Here is a 16,554-nt window from a genome sequence, read left to right on the forward strand (position 1 = left end):
CGGTTCGGAAACGCTTACCGGGTTCCTCGCGCATCTCGACGTATGCCGACCGTTCAGGACATCCGTCGGAAGGCGGGCGACGAGCCGATAACCATGCTCACGGCGTACGACGCGCCCACCGCGGCCGCCGTCGAGGAAGCCGGCCTCGACATGGTGCTCGTCGGGGACAGCATGGGGAACGCCGTGATGGGCTACGACTCCACGATTCCCGTGACGATGGACGACGTGGTCAGCCGCACCGGCGCGGTCGCGCGCGCGACGGACGACACGCTCGTCGTCGCCGACATGCCCTTCCTCAGTTTCGGCGCGAACGAATCCGAGAGCGTCGAGAACGCCGGGCGCTTCCTGAAGGAAGCGGGCGCGCAAGCGGTGAAACTCGAATGCGGCGAGCACACCGTCGACCTCACCGACACCCTCACCTCGCTCGGGATTCCCGTGATGGCTCACCTCGGTCTCACACCCCAGCACGTCAACCAACTCGGCGGCTACACCCGCCAGGGAACCACCGAGGAGACCGCCACCGAAATCCTCCGTCTCGCGCAAGCGCACGCTGACGCCGGCGCGTTCAGCCTCGTGCTCGAACACGTCCCCGCGAACGTCGCCGCCCAGATTACGGACGCCATCGACATCCCCACCATCGGCATCGGCGCCGGTCCCGACACCGACGGCCAGGTCCTCGTCGTCACCGACGTGCTCGGGATGACGGACTGGAGTCCGCCGTTCGCGAAACAGTACGGAAACCTCAAAGCGGAGATGGAGTCCGCCATCACCGAGTACAAAGAAGACGTCGAGAACGGTGAGTTCCCCGCGAACGAGCACAGCCACACCGACGACGACCTCGACGAGCTCTACTAACCCACATTTTTACTCTGCGGGTCGCGCGAAGCGCGACCGCTTGAGTAAAAACCTGTTCCCGCGAGCGAGCGATAGCGAGCGAGGGGGAGCCAGTCAGAGTTCCGCTCTGACGTTGGAGGGAAAAAGCCGGTTGCCGGAGGCAACCGGTGAACGGCGCATCGAAGATGCGCCGACAGACGATCCGCTCTATTCGTCTTTCAACACGACTCGATGTGATTGTCCTATGTGTGATTGCGCTCGTAGTCGAACTACTCGCGGTGACCGCCCGCGTGCTGAGTTCTCGCTCGTTTCGGATGTTCCGTTCGTGTGTCCGCGGTGAGTGCTGGGGGCGATGGCGTTTAGGATGCGGCGCGTCTACATTGAGATAGGAAGTTGCCCGTGGTGGGTGTGAACCGCATTTCTACTACTATTCTGAAACCGGCACCCGTGGGACCACCTCCGAAGAAAACTTTAAATACTTAGCGGACTAACTGTGGGTTAGCATGAACGAACGAACCTCCGTCAGCGAAAGCGGTGGAATGGTCCGGCGCTACGACTACGACGACCGGACCATCGTCGTCGCCGACCTCGGTACGAGCGCCGACGACGTCACGGTTGACGTCGTCGACGGCACCGCTATCCTCGTCGACGACGGCGAAGGCCGCCAGCGCGAGTTCGACGTCCCCGCGGGCGACGTGGCGAAAGCAACTATTACCAACGGCATCGTCACTGTCGAGGTGAAACGATGAAACTCACGGTCAAACCCCTCAAGCAGAAGGACGCCGGCCGTGGACTGGCCGCCATCGACCGACAGTCGATGCAGGAACTCGGCCTCGAAAACGGCGACTACATCGTCATCAGCGGGAAGGACTCCGGGCGCGCCGTCGCGCGCGTCTGGCCCGGCTACCCCGAGGACGACGGACAGGGCGTCGCGCGCATCGACGGCCGCCTCCGGCAGGAGGCCGACGTGGGCATCGACGACAAGGTCTCCGTGGAGAAGGCGGACATCAAGCCCGCCGGCGCCATCACGGTCGCACTCCCGCAGAACCTCCGCGTTCGCGGCGACATCTCCCCGATGGTCCGCGACCGCCTGAGCGGCCGCCCCGTCACCGCCGGGCAGACCGTCCACATCAGCTTCGGGTTCGGCGGCCTCGGGTCGTCGAGCGGCCAGAAGATTCCCGTGAAAATCGCGGAGACGGAGCCGGAGGGAACCGTCGTCGTCACGGATTCGAGCGAGATTCAGCTCTCCGAGCGGCCCGCCGAGGAGATTCAGACCGGCGGCGAGGAGTCCGGTGACGCCACGCCGAACGTCGCGTACGAGGACATCGGCGGCCTGGACAACGAACTCGAACAGGTTCGGGAGATGATCGAACTCCCGATGCGTCACCCCGAGCTCTTCCAGCAGCTCGGCATCGACCCGCCGAAGGGCGTGCTCCTGCACGGCCCGCCCGGCACCGGGAAGACACTCATCGCGAAAGCCGTCGCGAACGAAATCGACGCGCACTTCGAGACCATCTCGGGCCCCGAAATCATGTCGAAGTACTACGGGGAGTCCGAGGAACAACTGCGCGAAGTGTTCGACGAGGCGGAGGAGAACACGCCCGCCATCATCTTCATCGACGAGATAGACAGCATCGCGCCGAAGCGCGGTGAGACGAGCGGGGACGTGGAGCGCCGCGTCGTCGCCCAGCTCCTCAGCCTGATGGACGGCCTGGAGGAACGCGGCGACGTGACGGTCATCGCGGCGACCAACCGCGTGGACGCCATCGACCCCGCGCTCCGCCGCGGCGGCCGGTTCGACCGCGAAATCGAAATCGGCGTCCCGGACAAGGACGGCCGGAAAGAGATTCTGCAGGTGCACACGCGCGGCATGCCGCTCGCCGAGGGTATCGACCTCGACGAGTACGCGGACAACACGCACGGGTTCGTCGGCGCGGACATCGAATCACTCGCGAAGGAGTCCGCGATGAACGCGCTCCGCCGCGTGCGCCCCCAGATCGACCTCGAATCCGAGGAAATCGACGCGGAAGTTCTCGAATCCATCCAGGTCACCGAGTCCGACATGAAGGACGCCCTGAAGGGCATCGAACCGTCCGCGCTCCGCGAGGTCTTCGTCGAGGTGCCGGACGTGACCTGGGAGAGCGTCGGCGGCCTCGAAGACACCAAGGAACGCCTGCGCGAGACCATCCAGTGGCCGCTCGACTACCCCGAGGTGTTCGAGTCGATGGACCTCGACTCCGCGAAGGGCGTCCTGCTCTACGGGCCGCCTGGCACGGGGAAGACGCTGCTCGCGAAAGCGGTGGCGAACGAGGCGAACTCGAACTTCATCTCCGTGAAGGGCCCCGAACTCCTCAACAAGTACGTCGGGGAGTCCGAGAAGGGCGTGCGCGAGGTGTTCGAGAAGGCGCGGTCGAACGCACCGACCGTGGTGTTCTTCGACGAAATCGACTCCATCGCGGGCCAGCGCGGCGGGAACATGAGCGACTCCGGCGTCGGCGAACGCGTCGTCAGCCAACTCCTCACCGAACTCGATGGTATCGAGGAACTGGAGGATGTGATTGTGGTCGCGACGACGAACCGCCCCGACCTCATCGACTCCGCGCTCCTGCGCCCCGGCCGGCTCGACCGTCACGTCCACGTTCCCGTGCCGGACGAGGACGCGCGCCGCGCCATCCTCTCGGTGCACACGCGCGACAAGCCGCTCGCGGACGACGTGGACCTCGACGAGGTCGCCGCGCGCACCGACGGCTTCGTCGGCGCTGACCTCGAAGCGCTCGCCCGGGAGGCGACGATGAACGCCACCCGCGAGTTCGTGAACTCCGTCAGCCCCGAGGAGGCCGTTGAGAGCGTCGGGAACGTCCGCGTCACGATGCAGCACTTCGACGACGCGCTCGACGAGGTCGGCCCGAGCGTGGACGAGGACGTCCGCGAGCAGTACGACGAAATCGAACAGCGCTTCGAGAAGGCCGAGAGCCCCGAAGAGGAGGCGTTCGCGAGCGGGCACGCCTTCCAATAAGCGCGTTCTCGATTTTTCGAAGGCCGTAAGGCGTCTCCCTGACTAGGGCGTGGTATGATTCCTCCCGGTGCGGACACCGTGCTCGTGCGACACGGGGACGTCGGCTCGAAGTCCGCGAAGGTGCAGTCCGACATGGAGCGCGTGCTCCGGGAGAACCTCGAACGCACGCTCGACGCCCGCGACATCGACGCGTCCGTGGACGTGCGGTGGGCGCGGATTTTCGCGCGCGGCGACGACGTGGACGCGATAGCGGACGCCGCCACGGACGTGTTCGGCGTCGTCTCCGCCAGCCCATGTCTCGTGGTCGACCCGACGATGCGTGGCATCCGGCGCGCGCTCGCGAACACCGCCCGGGAACACTACGACGGCGGCGCGTTCGCGGTCGAGGCGCGTCGCGCGGGCAGCCACGACTTCACGAGCCAGGACATCGGCCGGGACGGCGGGGAAGCCGTCTGGGAGGCCGTGGAGGGCGACTTCCAGCCGGAAGTCGACTTGGACGACCCCGACGTGACGTTCTTCGTCGAGTGCCGGAACGACGCGGCCTACGTCTTCCTGGAAAAACGCCCGGGACCGGGCGGACTTCCACTGGGGACGCAACGCCCGCTCGTTGCGTTGGTATCGGGCGGCATCGACTCGCCGGTCGCGGCGTACGAAGTGATGAAACGTGGGTCGCCCATCGTTCCGCTATATCTCGACCTCGGCCCGTACGGCGGCCCCGACCACGAGGCGCGCGCCGTCGAGACCGTTCGACGGCTCGCCACGTACGCGTCCGGCCGCGACCTCACCGTCCACAAGGTCCCCGCCGGTCCCGCCGTCAAGCGCGTCGTGGACGCGACGGGCGCGGAGCGAATGCTCGTCTACCGCCGACTGATGTACCGCATCGCCGAAGCGGTCGCGGACGAAGAGAGCGCGGTCGGCATCGTCACCGGGGAAGCGCTCGGCCAGAAGTCGAGTCAGACCGCCGCGAACTTCGCCGCCGTGGACGACGCCACCACGCTCCCGATTCACCGACCGCTGTTCACGCGGGACAAACAGGACATCGTCTCGCAAGCCCGGAAGGTCGGGACGTTCGACACCGCCACCGTCGACACCGGCTGTAACCGCATCGCCCCCGACTACCCCGAGACGAACGCCGACCCCGCGGCCGTGCGCGCCGCCGTCCCCGACGACCTCACCGAACTCATCGAAGAAGCAGTCGCCGACCGCGACCGCGTGGAGGTAGCATGACCAGGGTCTGCCTCGTCGAAGACGATGACTCCAGCCTCCCCCTCGACCTCTACGGCTACGACACCGCCCGCCGCGCGCTCGCAACCTACGACCTCACCGAACCTTGGGACAACACCATCGTCCTCGACACCGTCAGCCTCGGCGCGGCCGTCAGCCTCCTCAACGACCTCAACTGGTACCTCGCCCGCCTCACCAGCGACGCCTTCATCCAAGACCCCAGCGTCAGCCGCCACGAATGGCTCTCCCGCCCCCTCGCCCGCGAAATCCGGGACGGCAACCACGACCCCGACGACCCCATCAACCGCCTCCGCGTCTACGGCGTCGACAACGGCCGCCTCACCGACCCCACCTACGTCCTCCGCGGCAGCGGCGGCGACGGCGACTACGAACGAAGCGAATACGACGACACCGTCGTCGTCCGCGTGACACAGGACGAGTTCTTCTGACCCACCTTTTACGCTGCGCGCCGGCATCGCCGGCGCTCGGCAAAAGCTGGACCAAAAGCCGTCGTCACCCCCTCCGGGGGTTCCTCGGCCCGCGCTTCGCGCGGCGAATCTCTGCGCTCGGGCTCTCCGAGCCGCTCGCTTGAGAATGCTCTAACTATGTTTTCTCAGTTCTCTACAAGCGTTCGGCAACCGAGCGTTAACGAGACGCAAAGCGTCTCGTTCACCAACCAGAAACCACTGGTTTCTGGCTATATAGCGAGCAGCAACGCTTCTCGCGAGTAGTGAAGGTTTTTACTCAAGCGGTCGCCGAAGGCGACCCGTAGAGCAAAAAACCTCAATCAAAGGTTCCCGCCGAGAGGTAGCGTTCGCCGGAGTCGGGGAGGATGGTGACGACGAGCGGGCAGTCGTCGTAGTCCTGGCCGCCGTCGGACACCGCTTGGTGTGTTTGGGTGTCGTCGGCGAGCGCGGCGGGTGGTTCGGGGCAGTCGAGTTCGGGTTGGGCGAGGCGTTCGGCGACGCGGGTGGCGGCGATGGACGCCGCGCCGCTGGACTGTCCGACGAGGATGCCTTCCTCGCGGGCGAGCCTGCGGCATTCGGCTTCGGCGTCCTCCAACGCGACGGTTTCGACGGTGTCGAGAAGGTCGGTGTCGAGAAGGTCGCTGACGAATCCCGGGCCCATGCCCTGGTAGTCGTCGGGGCCGGGTTCGCCCGTGGTGAGCACGGGGTTCTCCGCGGGTTCGACGCCGACGACCTCCATGTCGGGGTACGCTTCGAGGAGTCGCGTGGCGGTACCGGTTATCGTCCCGCCGGTGCCGATGGCGGCGACGAGCGCGTCGACCTCGCGGCCGTCGACCTGCTCGATGATTTCCTCGGCGGTGGTGCGGTAGTGCGCGCGGGGGTTGGCTTCGTTCTCGAACTGACTGACGAGGTAGGTGTCGGGGTTCTCGCGCGCCATCTCGGCGGCGCGGTCGTTCGCGTCCGTCATCTCGCCCGCGACGAGTTCGAGGTCCACGCCGTACGCGCGGAGGAGTCGGCGGCGTTCCTCGGACTTCGAGTCGGGCATGACGATGGTGAGGTCGTAGCCGCGTGCGGCGCACACCACTGCGAGGCCGATGCCGGTGTTCCCACTGGTCGCCTCGACGAGGCGGTCGCCCGGGCGGATGTCGCCGGTTTCCTCGGCGGCGCGAACCATCTCGCGCGCGGGCCGGTCCTTCGCGGACCCGCCGGGGTTGAAGGATTCGACCTTCGCGGCGACGGTCGCACCCTCGGGCGACGACAGGCGAACCAGCGGCGTGCCGATGGTGTCGAGGATGCTGTCTTTCACTACCTTCTCTAACGCGCCCATTCCTAAACACGTACTGGACGCCGGCAGGGAGTGCCGGGACGCACCCGTTAAGCGTCCCGAGCGCGTACATCGGGGCATGACGCTCGACTGCATGACGCCGAACCCCGAGTGGGACGAGGACGCCCACGAGGACGCCGTGAAGACGCTCGCGTCGCTCGACGACTCCACGCACTTTCGCGTGTGGGGCGCGGACTGGTGTCCGGACTGCACCGGCCAACTCCCCGACTTCGCGGCGGCGCTCGCCGCCGCCGACGTGTCCGACGACCGCGTCTCCGCGTATCCCGTGGAGCGCGAGAACGGCGTGAAGACCGGCGAGAAGATGACCGAGTACGAAGTCTCCCTCATCCCTACCGTGCTGGTGGAGGACGCGGACGGCGACGAACTCGCGCGGTTCGTCGAGGACGAAGACCAGCCCATCGCCGAGTTCCTCGCGAGCGAACTCCGCGCGATTACGGCCTGAACTCCCCGATCCACTCCCCGATTTCTCCCGCGGTCGTGAGCGGCGGCGAGCACGCGCGCCGACACACGTACGCCGTCGGTCCGTCCGCGGCGGCCCGGCCCGCCCAAATCGACGGCGCGTCTGCGACACCGATGTCCTCCAGCCAGTCTCCGAGCGCGTCGTCCGTTGGGGGTCGCCGGGAGAGCAGTCGGTCCGGGAGGTAGGTGTCCGCGACCACCTGACGCCACTCTTCGGGTATCTGGTCGGCGGCGACGGTGAGTTCGAGGTGCCCGGTCTCGTGGGTGTCCGCGGCGAGCGCGAGCGACGCGTGAGAGAGCGGCGACTCCTGGATTTTCGCGCCCTGGGTTTCCAGCGCGCGCTCCGCTACCTCGCCGAACTCTTCGTCGGGGGCGAACGCGTCCAGCGCGAGCAGGGTCTCGCAGGCGACGCCGACGGGCGACGGCGTGGAGCGGTCCTCGGTCTCCTGCGGGCGCGCGAGCGGCGTGTCCGGGGTGCTGAAGTAGAGCGCGCCGGAGTCCGCGTCGAAGAACCGCTCGACGAGCGCGCGGGCGAGTGACAGCGCGAACGCGAGGTGGCGGTGGTCGCCCGTTGCCTCGTACGTCGTGAGCGCGCCGCGCGCGAGGAACGCGTAGTCGTCGAGGTAGCCCGACCCCGCGCGTTCGCCGTCGAGCCATCGTCGCGCGAGCACTCCATCTTCCGCGTCCCAGAGTTCCTCTCGCGCGAAGTCGAGCGCCGCGGCCGCGCGCTCACCGTACGAGTCGTCCAGCACCAGACCGGCCTCCGCGAACGCGCGTATCGCGAGACCGTTCCACGCCGCGATCACCTTCCCGTCGCGCGCGGGTCGCGTCCGCTCCTCGCGCGCCTCGAACGCCTGTTCGCGGGCGCGTTCGAGGCGTTCCTCGACCTCGGACTCCGAGAGGTCGTGGTCGTCCGCGAGTTCCCCAAGCGATGCGGTGCCGGTGAGAACCGTGTCGCCTTCGAAGTTCCCGGTCTCGGTGACGCCGTAGCGCTCCCGGAACAGCGCTGCGTCCCGGTCGTCCGCGACCGCGGCGTCCACCTCGGCGGGCGTCCAGACGTAGAACGACCCTTCCTCGTCCCCGCTCCGCGCGTCGAGGGTCGCGTAGAATCCTCGTCCGTCGCTCAGTTCGCGGTCGACGAACGCGAGCGTCTCGCGCGCCACGTCCGCGTACCGGTCGTCGCCCGTGACTTGGTGGGCGGCCGTGTAGGCGCGCGCGAGTTCGGCGTTGTCGTACAGCATCTTCTCGAAGTGCGGCACCGTCCAGTCACGGTCGACGCAGTACCGGTGGAACCCGCCGCCGACGTGGTCGCGGAGGCCGCCGTCCGCCATCGCGTCGAGCGCGTGCGTCGCCGTGTCGAGATAGGTCTGGTCGTCGGTGCGGTCGGCGGCGCGGAGGAGCGCGTGAATCCGGCCCGGCTGGGGGAACTTCTGACTCCCGCCCCAGCCGCCGTGGTCGTCGTCCGTGCGCTCGCGGGCCGCGTCCGCCACCGCGGTGAGCGCGTCGCTCCCGGGCGCGGACTCGAGCGGGTCGGGGACGTCTTCGAGTTCGCCGCGCACAGCCGCCGTCCACTGGTCGGCGCGCGCCTCGACCTCCTCGCGCTCCGTCCGCCACGACTCCGCGATGTCGTCCAGAAGCTGGCGGAATCCGGGCTGGTTCCGGCTCGCGTCCGGCGGGAAGTACGTCCCGACGTAGAACGGCTGCAGGTCCGGCGTGAGCCAGACGGAGAGCGGCCAGCCTCCGCCGCCCCGGACGAGCTGGCAGACCGTCATGAACACGTCGTCCAGGTCGGGGCGCTCCTCCCGGTCGACTTTCACGGGCACGAACTCCTCGTTCAGCGTCGCGGCGATGTCGGGGTTCGAGAAGGACTCCTCCTCCATCACGTGACACCAGTGGCAGGCCGAGTAGCCGATGGAGACGAACAGCGGGCGGTCGCGTTCTCGGGCGGCCTCGATGGCCGCGTCGTCCCACGGCTGCCAGTGCACCGGGTTGTCCGCGTGCTGGCGGAGGTACGGACTCCCCTCGCCGTCCAGTCGGTTCCGCGCGAGCGGGTCGCTCATACCACTCCTTGCGCGTCCGCCCGGAAAAACTCGGAGTTCGGGGATAGGCACGAACGCGCATACTCTCGCTCTCACTAAGAGCAACCTTTACACTCCTTTGTTGGCTCTCGTCGGGTATGACTGAGACCGTACTCCTCGTCGGCGGCGGCGGCCGCGAACACGCCGTCGCTCGCTCGCTCGCCCCGGACTGCGACCTCCACGCGTGCGCGAGCAACCGCAACCCCGGCATCGACGCGCTCGCCGAGTCGTTCGAGACGCTGGACGAAACCGACCCGGACGCGGTCGTCGCACGCGCCGAGTCCGTGGAGGCCGACCTCGCGGTCGTCGGGCCGGAGACACCGCTCGCCGCCGGCGTCGTGGACGCGCTCGAAGCCGCGGACGTGTACGCGTTCGGCCCCCGCGAGGCGGACGCCCGCATCGAGACGGACAAGGCGTTCCAGCGCGAGTTCATGCGCGACCACGACATCCCGGGTTGTCCCGACTTCGAGACGTTCACCGACACGGAGGCGGCCTGCGATTACATCGACGCGTACGACGGCGACCTCGCCGTCAAGCCCGCGGGGCTCACCGGCGGGAAGGGCGTGAAAGTCACGGGCGACCAGGTCACCAAGGCGGAAGCGAAGGAGTACCTGCGCGCGGAGGACTACGAGCAAGTCGTCCTCGAGGAGCGGTTCGTCGGCGAGGAGTTCACGGTGCAGGCGTTCGTCGCGCACGGCGACGTGCGCCCCACGCCCGCCGTCCAAGACCACAAGCGGGCGTTCGAGGGCGACGAGGGTCCGAACACGGGCGGGATGGGGAGCTATTCGGACGCCGGGCGGACGCTCCCGTTCATGACCGCCGCGGACTACGACGACGCCGTGGCGGTTCTGGAGGCCGTCGTGGACGCGCTCCCGACGTACCGCGGCGTGCTCTACGGCCAGTTCATGCTCACCGCCGAGGGCGTGAAGGTCGTGGAGTTCAACGCGCGCTTCGGCGACCCCGAGGCGATGAACACGCTCCCGGTGATGGAGACGCCGTTCCTCGACGTGCTCACGGCCGCGCGAGACGGCGAACCCCTCCCCGACCTCGCGTTCGCGCCGACCGCCACCGTCTGCAAGTACGCCGTCCCCGCGGGCTACCCGACCGACCCCGAGGCCGGCGCGCGCGTCACCGTCACCGATGACTCCGTCGGCGAGGACGCAATCCTCTTCTACGCGAGCGTCGACGCCCGTGACGACGGCGTCTACACGACCACCTCCCGGAGTTTCGCCGTCGTCGGACTGGGCGACACCATCGCCGACGCGGAAGCCCGCGCGAGCGCCGCGCTCGCGGACGTGGGAGACGGCTTCCGCATCCGCGAGGACATTGGAACCGCCGCCCTCGTGCAGCGCCGCATCGACCACGTCGACAGCCTCCGCGACTAACCGCGAGCAGGCGTCGCGGCCATCCGAGCGGGGTAGCGAGTAACCCTAAGTGTGTCGCGCGCGTCCTTTTTCTTGTATGGCGAGCACCGAAGTCACCCGATTGCTGAAGCAGGCGTACCAGGACGAGATCGAGACCGTGATGAACTACATGTCGAACTCCATCGTGCTGGACGGCGTGCGCGCCGAGGAAATCAAGGAGTCCCTCCAGACGGACATTCAGGAGGAGCTCGGGCACGCCGAACAGCTCGGCGAGCGCCTCAAACAGCTCGACGAGTCACCGCCCGGCTCCGGCGAGTTCGAGGCGCACCAGCACAGCCTCCAGCCGCCCGCGGACACCACGGACGTGCTCTCCGTCATCGAGGGCGTCATCGAGGCCGAGGAGGACGCCATCTCCACCTACCGCGACCTCATCGACGCCGCGGAGGACGCGAACGACCCCGTGACGGAAGACCTCGCCGTGACGTTGCTCGCGGACGAGGAAGCCCACCGCACGGAGTTCCGCGGCTACCGGAAGGAGTACAAGAACGACTAACACGCAGAACGTCCCAGGTGGCGATATGAACACCACCTACGTCGTCCTCGCGCTCCTCACGGGCGCGCTGACGGGCGCACTGTTCCGATTTCTCGACGTGCCGATTCCGGCGCCGCCGAGCCTCGCCGGCGTCGTCGGTATCGTCGGCATCTACCTTGGATACAAACTCGTGGAGTACGCGGGCGTAGAGTACGATATCGTGGAGGCGCTCGGTCTCTAGATGCCGAAGGTCGCGCGGAGCATGTCGCGGGTCCCGGGGCCGAGCCCGACCGCGAGCACCGCGACGAGAAGGAGAACGGCGAACCGCGGGTTCTCCTCGTAGAGGTCGTCGTTGAACAGCCAGACCACGAGGGTCGCCGCGACCAGTTTCAGGAGGAGGAAGCCCCAGGCGTCGCCGATGACGGCGGTGATGCTCTGCGGAATGTACTGCTGGGTGAGGTCGACGACGGCGCTGTTCACGGGGTGTTTCGGGACGAGGTCGCCGTTCGGGTAGCCGAGTTCCGCGCCCCAGTCGAGGCCGAGGACGTTCGACACGCCGTCGACGGCGTGCCCCCAGATGACGACGGCGCCCGCGAGTCCGGTGCCGCGGTTGATTTCGGGCATGTACCGGGTCGCACCCCAGTAGATGGCTGCCGCGAGCACGGTGGCGATGCCGATGGTGAGAACCGTGAACACGGGGAGGAAGTGGACGCGGTCCGTGGTGGCGGCGAGGTAGCAGAGGTAGGCGAGCGACGCCGCGAGGACGGCGGTTCCGATGCCGGCGAGCGGCCGATAGTAGTCGTCGGTGTAGTCCCGACGAGAGAGCCAGACGGCGAGGACGAGCGCGCCGACCGCGAGGAAGAAGACGGTGAAGTAGATGAGCGGGCTGATGATGAACGAGTTCCAGGGGTAGGGGATGGCGCTGCCGCCGAGCGCGTCGTTCGCGTCCTCGACGACGCGGAGCGCGCCGCCGAAGAACACGAACGGCAACAGCGCGAACAGCAGGCGGCGGTCCTCGCCGACCTGCAGGCGGTCGAGGAGGAAGACGACGCCGGTGAGCATCACGATGAGCGTCACCATGTACCCGACCTCGCTCACGAGCGTGTACCCCGGATACGCCACGGGTTCCGCGGCCTGCGCGCACTGCACGGCGCTGTCGATGAGGACGGGACTACCGCCGTTCCACGCGGCGCACGCCGCGCCGTGGGCGTCGGCGTACACCGGCCCCCAGAAGTAGTGCCAGACGAACCCACCGTACACCGTGTCGTAGAAGAGGACGGACCCACCGAGGAGCGCGAGCAGGGCGGCGCCGACGCCCGCCGTCCACGCTCGCTCGCGGTCGGTCTCCGGGAAAGTCATGTGCGAGAAATCGTCTCAGGGGCCGCTTTACGCTTCCGGTCTCAGACCGGGAGTTCGTGCGTCTGGTACTCGGTGTCGAGCACGACCATCGTCTGGGAGCGCGCGAACCCCTCTACTTGCGCGATGCGGTCGAACATGAGTTCGCGGAGTTTCGCCGTATCGGGCGCGTACACTCGCATCACGATGTCCCACTCGCCCGTCGTGAGCGTGATCTCCTGCACGCCGTCGATGCCCTTGAGGAGGTCGAGGGTCGCGTCCTCCCGGCCCTGTTCCACGCGGAGGCCGACGATGGCCGAGATGCCGTATCCGAGGGCTTCCGGGTCCACGTCCGCGTGATAGCCGCGGATGACACCCTCCTCCTCCATGCGTTTCACGCGGTCGTGAACGGTCGCGCTCGACATGTCGATGCGCCTCGCTATCTCGCTGAACGGCATGCGCGCGTCCTCCTGGAGCGCCCTGAGGATGGCGCGGTCCGTGTCGTCGAGGTCCATAGTGCCCGTGGGTCTTGGGAGCCCAATACGTTTGCTACTCGATTGCACGCCGCGCGGCGGCGAGCACGTCCTCGTGTCGCGTGTCGTTCGACGCCACCAATCCCGTGCTCTCCGGCGTCCACGGCTCGCCCTCAATGTCGGTCACGCGCCCGCCGGCCTGCCGAACCATGTGCACGCCAGCGACCGTGTCCCATGGGTTGGTTTCGACGTTCGTCACTGTCGCCTCCAACTGGCCCGCGGCGACCATCGACAGCGTCGCCTGCGCGCTCCCGAACCGCCGCAGGTCCCCGAAGCGCTCCACCAGCCCCTCACAGATGCCCGCGTACTCGTCGCGGTCCGCGAACGACCACCAAACAGTGGGAGACACCGTGAACCCCTCCGGGTCGTCCTCGTCGCTCACTGATATCGGCTCGTCGTTCAGCCAGACGCCGTCCTCGTTCGAGACGTACACGTCGCCGAGCGCGGGCAGCACGTTCGCCGCCGCCACCGCCGCGCCGTCCTCGACCGCCGCGACGCTCGTCGCCCACACCGGGATGTCCCGCACGTAGTTGTTCGTCCCGTCGATCGGGTCGATGACCCACACCGGCCCCCGGTCGGGAACCGCCTTCAGTTCGTCCTCCTCCTCGCCCACGATGGCGTCCTCCGGGAACGACTCCCGGACGACCTCGATGACCTCGCGCTGAGCGTCCCGGTCCGCGTGCGTCACCACGTCCGTCTTCCCGTTCTTCGTCTCCACCTCGATGTCCGTCCGGAAGAACTCGTCCGCCACGCGCGCACCGGCACGCGCCGCCGACTCCACCACCGCCGCCCGCTCGCGTTCGCTCATACTCGATGGAGCGACGGGACCGGCAAGAAAACGTCGATGAAGCAACCGCTCCCGAGTAACTGAGTTTGCGGGGGAAGTCCGCCTCGCGGACTCCCTCGTGCATGTTCGCGCTCTCGCGCACACATGCGGGGGAAGGGATTCGAACCCTTGAACTCCTACGAGAGCGGGGCTTGAACCCGCCGCCGTTGACCAGGCTTGGCGACCCCCGCACGCGTCCCTGAATCCGTGTGTCGCGCGCTTAAGGACTGCGGATTACGCTACTCGGCCCGCTCGCGGACAGACCGAGCGGTCACACGATTCCGCGGACGCTGCAGGGCGTGTGGGGGAGCGCAACGCACTTCCCGAGCGCGCCCCTCCTAGCGAGTGAATGCGCGTCGAACAGTTGGGCGACGGCGACCCGGAGTTGGCCGTCGTCGGCGGAGTGCACGGCGACGAACCCTGTGGGGTTCGCGCGGTCGAACGCCTCCTCGACGACGACCCCGACGTCGAACGCCCCGTGAAGTGCATCGTCGTCAACGAGAAAGCCCTCGAACGCGGCGTCCGGTACGTGGACGCCGACCTGAACCGGTCGTTCACGCCGGACACGCCCGCGGACGCCCACGAGCGACGGCTCGCGCAGAAGCTCGCGGCCGAACTCCAGGGAATGACCGTGTTCTCCATCCACTCGACGCAGTCGCACGCGGACCCGTTCGCAGTGAGTGACGGTCGCGCCGAGCACGTCCAGCGGATCGTCCCCCGGCTCTCGGTCGTCGCGCTGGTGGACACCCAGGACTTCGGCGAGGGCCGCATCTTCGCCACGGACGCCGACATCGTGGAGGTCGAAGCCGGCCTCCAGGGCTCGGAGACCGCGGCGGAGAACGCCTACACGCTCGCCCGCGAGTTCCTCACTGCGGAGGGCGCGCTCCCCGGAGACACCGTCGAGCGCGAACTCCCCGTGTTCACGATGGGCGACCCGATTCCCAAGCCCGCGGCGGAGGAGTACGAGGTGTTCGCGGAGAACTTCGAGTTCGTCGAGTCCGGCGACCCCATCGCCGCGGCGGACGGCGAGGTCATCCGCGCCGACCGCGACTTCTATCCCGTCCTCTTGTCGCCGTACGGGTACGCGAACCAGTTCGGCTACCACGGCCAGAAACAGCGGTCGCTCGGTCAGTCCTCGGGCGCGAACTCCACCAGCGTCAACTCCCGGCCGAGCGCGCAGTAGTCGTGCGGCGGGTCGCCGACGATTTCGTCTATCTTCCGGTTCTCGTCGAAGTCCACGCCCATCGGCTCGCAGTACTCGTGGCTCGGGCACTCGGTGTGCGGACACGGCCCCAGCAACCGGCCCTTACTCCCGGCGTACGCGCCCTTAGACGGGACGTTCGCACGGACGTTCGCCGGTTCGACGTCCACGGCGACCACGCCGCCGTCGTGCACGCCGCAGTCGAGTTCCTGGCCGTTCTCCCGAACCGACGTGACTTCGTACCGGACGCCCTCGGTGAGGTTCAGGCACTGCTTGCGGTACGGACAGCCCTCGCAAGCGCTCGCTTCGCCCCGGTAGACGAACTCCGTCCCCGGGTCGGCGAGCCGCGTCCCGACGAGCGTCAACATGCTCCGGGATTGCCGGCGAACACGCATAAGCCTCCCGTCACCGCATGAGCGTGCTCGTCGTCTTCGGTCCGCCGGCCGCCGGGAAGACCACGCTCGCCACCCGTCTCGCCGACCGCTTCGACGCGCCCGTCGTTCACTCCGACGACTACAACACCCGAACCTACGAGCGCCTGCTCGACGACGCCCGTATCCGACTTCGCTCGCACGACCTCGTCGTCCTCGACGGGACGTTCCACGACCCAGAATGGCGATCGTGGGCGCGCGCCTTCGACGACACCTACTTCCTGTACGCGACCGCGGACCTCGACACCTGCCTCCGCCGCGACTGGGAGCGCGAGCACTCCATTGGCGAATCCGGCGTCAGAACCATCCACCGCGCGTTCCGCGAGCAGGACGCGACCGCGGACGCCGATTTCACCGTGGATACGAGACTCCTGCGCGAAGGAACGGCGTTCGAGCTCGCAGCCGAGCGCGTCGCGGACTGGCTCAGTTCGTGAGCCGGTCGAGTTCGTCCAGATACTCCTCCCGAGGAACCTGGTAGGCGTCCCGGTACGCCACGTCTCCGTCCGCGAACCGCTCCGCGAGCCGCGTCGCGGCCGCGACGGCCTCCGCGCGCGTGTCCACCGTCTCGTCCGCCTCCTCCACCCGCACTTCGGGTTCGAGAGTGAGCGAGACGTGCCACGGCCCCGTCGTCCGGTCGCGCTGCCGAAGCCGCGTGTCCGGACTGCGACGACTCACGTAGATGGTCGGCATGCAGGGCGCGGGGAAGTCCGCGCCGTCGAACACGTCCGGCCGGAACACGAGAACCGCGCGCCCGCCGTCCTCGTCGCTCCACACCGTCCAGCCCTCGGGCAGCGCCCACTCCGTCATCACCCCTCGCTTCACGCGGACTCCCGATAAGCCGTTCGGGAAGTACGGAGAGAGGTCACTGCACGAAATTGTTTCCTGAGAATGCTCGATAGGGGATTCTGA

Annotated in this window: 18 protein-coding genes and 1 tRNA gene; 11 read left to right on the forward strand and 8 right to left on the reverse strand. The window is 67.9% G+C overall.

Going from position 1 to position 16,554, the window contains the following annotated elements:
* Window positions 1-42: 42 nt before the first annotated feature.
* The 5 genes from panB (at window position 43) to ACOZ4O_RS11965 (ending at window position 5,523) form a co-directional block, all read left to right on the forward strand.
* The gene (panB, locus tag ACOZ4O_RS11945; RefSeq protein WP_424525533.1) at window positions 43-855 is read left to right on the forward strand and encodes a 3-methyl-2-oxobutanoate hydroxymethyltransferase; all 813 of its coding nucleotides are present in this window, start codon (window positions 43-45) and stop codon (window positions 853-855) included.
* A 482-nt stretch (window positions 856-1,337) separates the two neighbouring features.
* Entirely contained in the window at window positions 1,338-1,583 is a 246-nt protein-coding gene (locus tag ACOZ4O_RS11950) for a DUF7127 family protein (RefSeq protein WP_424525534.1), read from the forward strand.
* Window positions 1,580-3,850: a CDC48 family AAA ATPase gene (locus ACOZ4O_RS11955; protein ID WP_424525535.1), complete on the forward strand. Its 2,271-nt coding sequence runs from the start codon at window positions 1,580-1,582 to the stop codon at window positions 3,848-3,850. The genes ACOZ4O_RS11950 and ACOZ4O_RS11955 overlap by 4 nt, the downstream gene beginning before the upstream one ends.
* A 54-nt stretch (window positions 3,851-3,904) precedes the next feature.
* Window positions 3,905-5,077 (forward strand): tRNA sulfurtransferase, encoded by a 1,173-nt coding sequence (locus tag ACOZ4O_RS11960; RefSeq protein ID WP_424525536.1) that lies wholly within the window; start codon window positions 3,905-3,907, stop codon window positions 5,075-5,077.
* A complete protein-coding gene (locus ACOZ4O_RS11965) occupies window positions 5,074-5,523 on the forward strand; it encodes a DUF5804 family protein (protein WP_424525537.1) in 450 nt (149 codons plus the stop codon). Before ACOZ4O_RS11960 ends, ACOZ4O_RS11965 begins: the two co-directional genes overlap by 4 nt.
* Window positions 5,524-5,857: 334 nt before the next feature.
* On the opposite strand, the gene ACOZ4O_RS11970 is transcribed toward ACOZ4O_RS11965, so the two are convergent.
* A complete protein-coding gene (locus ACOZ4O_RS11970) occupies window positions 5,858-6,847 on the reverse strand; it encodes a PLP-dependent cysteine synthase family protein (protein ID WP_424525538.1) in 990 nt (329 codons plus the stop codon).
* A 97-nt stretch (window positions 6,848-6,944) separates the two neighbouring features.
* Between ACOZ4O_RS11970 and ACOZ4O_RS11975 the strand changes: the two genes are divergently transcribed.
* Complete coding sequence (locus tag ACOZ4O_RS11975; RefSeq protein WP_424525539.1) at window positions 6,945-7,328, forward strand: thioredoxin family protein; 384 nt, start codon at window positions 6,945-6,947, stop codon at window positions 7,326-7,328.
* On the opposite strand, the gene ACOZ4O_RS11980 is transcribed toward ACOZ4O_RS11975, so the two are convergent.
* Entirely contained in the window at window positions 7,318-9,405 is a 2,088-nt protein-coding gene (locus ACOZ4O_RS11980; RefSeq protein WP_424525540.1) for a thioredoxin domain-containing protein, read from the reverse strand. The genes ACOZ4O_RS11975 and ACOZ4O_RS11980 overlap by 11 nt on opposite strands.
* A gap of 116 nt (window positions 9,406-9,521) precedes the next feature.
* Here ACOZ4O_RS11980 and purD point away from each other — a divergent pair, with 116 nt between their 5' ends.
* From purD to ACOZ4O_RS11995, 3 genes are all read left to right on the forward strand, one after another.
* On the forward strand, window positions 9,522-10,808 hold the full coding sequence (purD, locus tag ACOZ4O_RS11985) for a phosphoribosylamine--glycine ligase (RefSeq protein ID WP_424525541.1): 1,287 nt from the start codon (window positions 9,522-9,524) through the stop codon (window positions 10,806-10,808).
* Window positions 10,809-10,884: 76 nt separating this feature from the next.
* Complete coding sequence (locus tag ACOZ4O_RS11990; RefSeq protein WP_424525542.1) at window positions 10,885-11,340, forward strand: ferritin-like domain-containing protein; 456 nt, start codon at window positions 10,885-10,887, stop codon at window positions 11,338-11,340.
* A 25-nt stretch (window positions 11,341-11,365) separates the two neighbouring features.
* Window positions 11,366-11,560 (forward strand): XapX domain-containing protein, encoded by a 195-nt coding sequence (locus ACOZ4O_RS11995; RefSeq protein ID WP_424525543.1) that lies wholly within the window; start codon window positions 11,366-11,368, stop codon window positions 11,558-11,560.
* Here ACOZ4O_RS11995 and ACOZ4O_RS12000 read toward each other — a convergent pair.
* From ACOZ4O_RS12000 to ACOZ4O_RS12015, 4 genes are all read right to left on the reverse strand, one after another.
* Entirely contained in the window at window positions 11,557-12,678 is a 1,122-nt protein-coding gene (locus ACOZ4O_RS12000; RefSeq protein ID WP_424525544.1) for a DUF63 family protein, read from the reverse strand. The genes ACOZ4O_RS11995 and ACOZ4O_RS12000 overlap by 4 nt on opposite strands.
* 41 nt (window positions 12,679-12,719) lie before the next feature.
* Entirely contained in the window at window positions 12,720-13,169 is a 450-nt protein-coding gene (locus ACOZ4O_RS12005) for an Lrp/AsnC family transcriptional regulator (protein WP_424525545.1), read from the reverse strand.
* Window positions 13,170-13,203: 34 nt separating this feature from the next.
* Window positions 13,204-13,995: an inositol monophosphatase family protein gene (locus tag ACOZ4O_RS12010; RefSeq protein WP_424525546.1), complete on the reverse strand. Its 792-nt coding sequence runs from the start codon at window positions 13,993-13,995 to the stop codon at window positions 13,204-13,206.
* Between the two features lie 124 nt (window positions 13,996-14,119).
* Window positions 14,120-14,204: transfer RNA gene (locus tag ACOZ4O_RS12015), tRNA-Leu, on the reverse strand.
* Window positions 14,205-14,362: 158 nt separating this feature from the next.
* On the opposite strand from ACOZ4O_RS12015, the gene ACOZ4O_RS12020 reads away from it, so the two are divergent.
* Window positions 14,363-15,196 carry a succinylglutamate desuccinylase gene (locus ACOZ4O_RS12020; RefSeq protein WP_424525547.1) on the forward strand — a complete coding sequence of 278 codons (834 nt, stop codon included), beginning with the start codon at window positions 14,363-14,365 and terminating at the stop codon, window positions 15,194-15,196.
* Here the strand turns inward: ACOZ4O_RS12020 and ACOZ4O_RS12025 are convergent.
* Window positions 15,142-15,582 (reverse strand): UPF0179 family protein, encoded by a 441-nt coding sequence (locus ACOZ4O_RS12025; protein ID WP_424525548.1) that lies wholly within the window; start codon window positions 15,580-15,582, stop codon window positions 15,142-15,144. The genes ACOZ4O_RS12020 and ACOZ4O_RS12025 overlap by 55 nt on opposite strands.
* Before the next feature lie 44 nt (window positions 15,583-15,626).
* On the opposite strand from ACOZ4O_RS12025, the gene ACOZ4O_RS12030 reads away from it, so the two are divergent.
* Entirely contained in the window at window positions 15,627-16,079 is a 453-nt protein-coding gene (locus ACOZ4O_RS12030) for an AAA family ATPase (RefSeq protein ID WP_424525549.1), read from the forward strand.
* Here ACOZ4O_RS12030 and ACOZ4O_RS12035 read toward each other — a convergent pair.
* Window positions 16,069-16,452, reverse strand: coding sequence for a DUF5820 family protein (locus tag ACOZ4O_RS12035; RefSeq protein ID WP_424525550.1), 384 nt, complete (start codon window positions 16,450-16,452; stop codon window positions 16,069-16,071). The genes ACOZ4O_RS12030 and ACOZ4O_RS12035 overlap by 11 nt on opposite strands.
* Window positions 16,453-16,554: the final 102 nt, after the last annotated feature.

It is taken from the genome of Salarchaeum japonicum (assembly GCF_049705945.1).
In the GTDB taxonomy this organism is placed as follows: domain Archaea; phylum Halobacteriota; class Halobacteria; order Halobacteriales; family Halobacteriaceae; genus Salarchaeum; species Salarchaeum japonicum_A.

Excerpts from the sequence above, each read along its gene's own strand:
- panB (WP_424525533.1), top strand. The coding sequence starts at position 43 with ATGCCGACCGTTCAGGACATCCGTCGGAAGGCGGGCGACGAGCCGATA.
- ACOZ4O_RS11950 (WP_424525534.1), top strand. The coding sequence starts at position 1,338 with ATGAACGAACGAACCTCCGTCAGCGAAAGCGGTGGAATGGTCCGGCGC.
- ACOZ4O_RS11955 (WP_424525535.1), top strand. The coding sequence starts at position 1,580 with ATGAAACTCACGGTCAAACCCCTCAAGCAGAAGGACGCCGGCCGTGGA.
- ACOZ4O_RS11960 (WP_424525536.1), top strand. The coding sequence starts at position 3,905 with ATGATTCCTCCCGGTGCGGACACCGTGCTCGTGCGACACGGGGACGTC.
- ACOZ4O_RS11965 (WP_424525537.1), top strand. The coding sequence starts at position 5,074 with ATGACCAGGGTCTGCCTCGTCGAAGACGATGACTCCAGCCTCCCCCTC.
- ACOZ4O_RS11975 (WP_424525539.1), top strand. The coding sequence starts at position 6,945 with ATGACGCTCGACTGCATGACGCCGAACCCCGAGTGGGACGAGGACGCC.
- ACOZ4O_RS11980 (WP_424525540.1), bottom strand. The coding sequence starts at position 9,405 with ATGAGCGACCCGCTCGCGCGGAACCGACTGGACGGCGAGGGGAGTCCG.
- purD (WP_424525541.1), top strand. The coding sequence starts at position 9,522 with ATGACTGAGACCGTACTCCTCGTCGGCGGCGGCGGCCGCGAACACGCC.
- ACOZ4O_RS11990 (WP_424525542.1), top strand. The coding sequence starts at position 10,885 with ATGGCGAGCACCGAAGTCACCCGATTGCTGAAGCAGGCGTACCAGGAC.
- ACOZ4O_RS11995 (WP_424525543.1), top strand. The coding sequence starts at position 11,366 with ATGAACACCACCTACGTCGTCCTCGCGCTCCTCACGGGCGCGCTGACG.
- ACOZ4O_RS12000 (WP_424525544.1), bottom strand. The coding sequence starts at position 12,678 with ATGACTTTCCCGGAGACCGACCGCGAGCGAGCGTGGACGGCGGGCGTC.
- ACOZ4O_RS12005 (WP_424525545.1), bottom strand. The coding sequence starts at position 13,169 with ATGGACCTCGACGACACGGACCGCGCCATCCTCAGGGCGCTCCAGGAG.
- ACOZ4O_RS12010 (WP_424525546.1), bottom strand. The coding sequence starts at position 13,995 with ATGAGCGAACGCGAGCGGGCGGCGGTGGTGGAGTCGGCGGCGCGTGCC.
- ACOZ4O_RS12020 (WP_424525547.1), top strand. The coding sequence starts at position 14,363 with ATGCGCGTCGAACAGTTGGGCGACGGCGACCCGGAGTTGGCCGTCGTC.
- ACOZ4O_RS12025 (WP_424525548.1), bottom strand. The coding sequence starts at position 15,582 with ATGTTGACGCTCGTCGGGACGCGGCTCGCCGACCCGGGGACGGAGTTC.
- ACOZ4O_RS12030 (WP_424525549.1), top strand. The coding sequence starts at position 15,627 with ATGAGCGTGCTCGTCGTCTTCGGTCCGCCGGCCGCCGGGAAGACCACG.
- ACOZ4O_RS12035 (WP_424525550.1), bottom strand. The coding sequence starts at position 16,452 with ATGACGGAGTGGGCGCTGCCCGAGGGCTGGACGGTGTGGAGCGACGAG.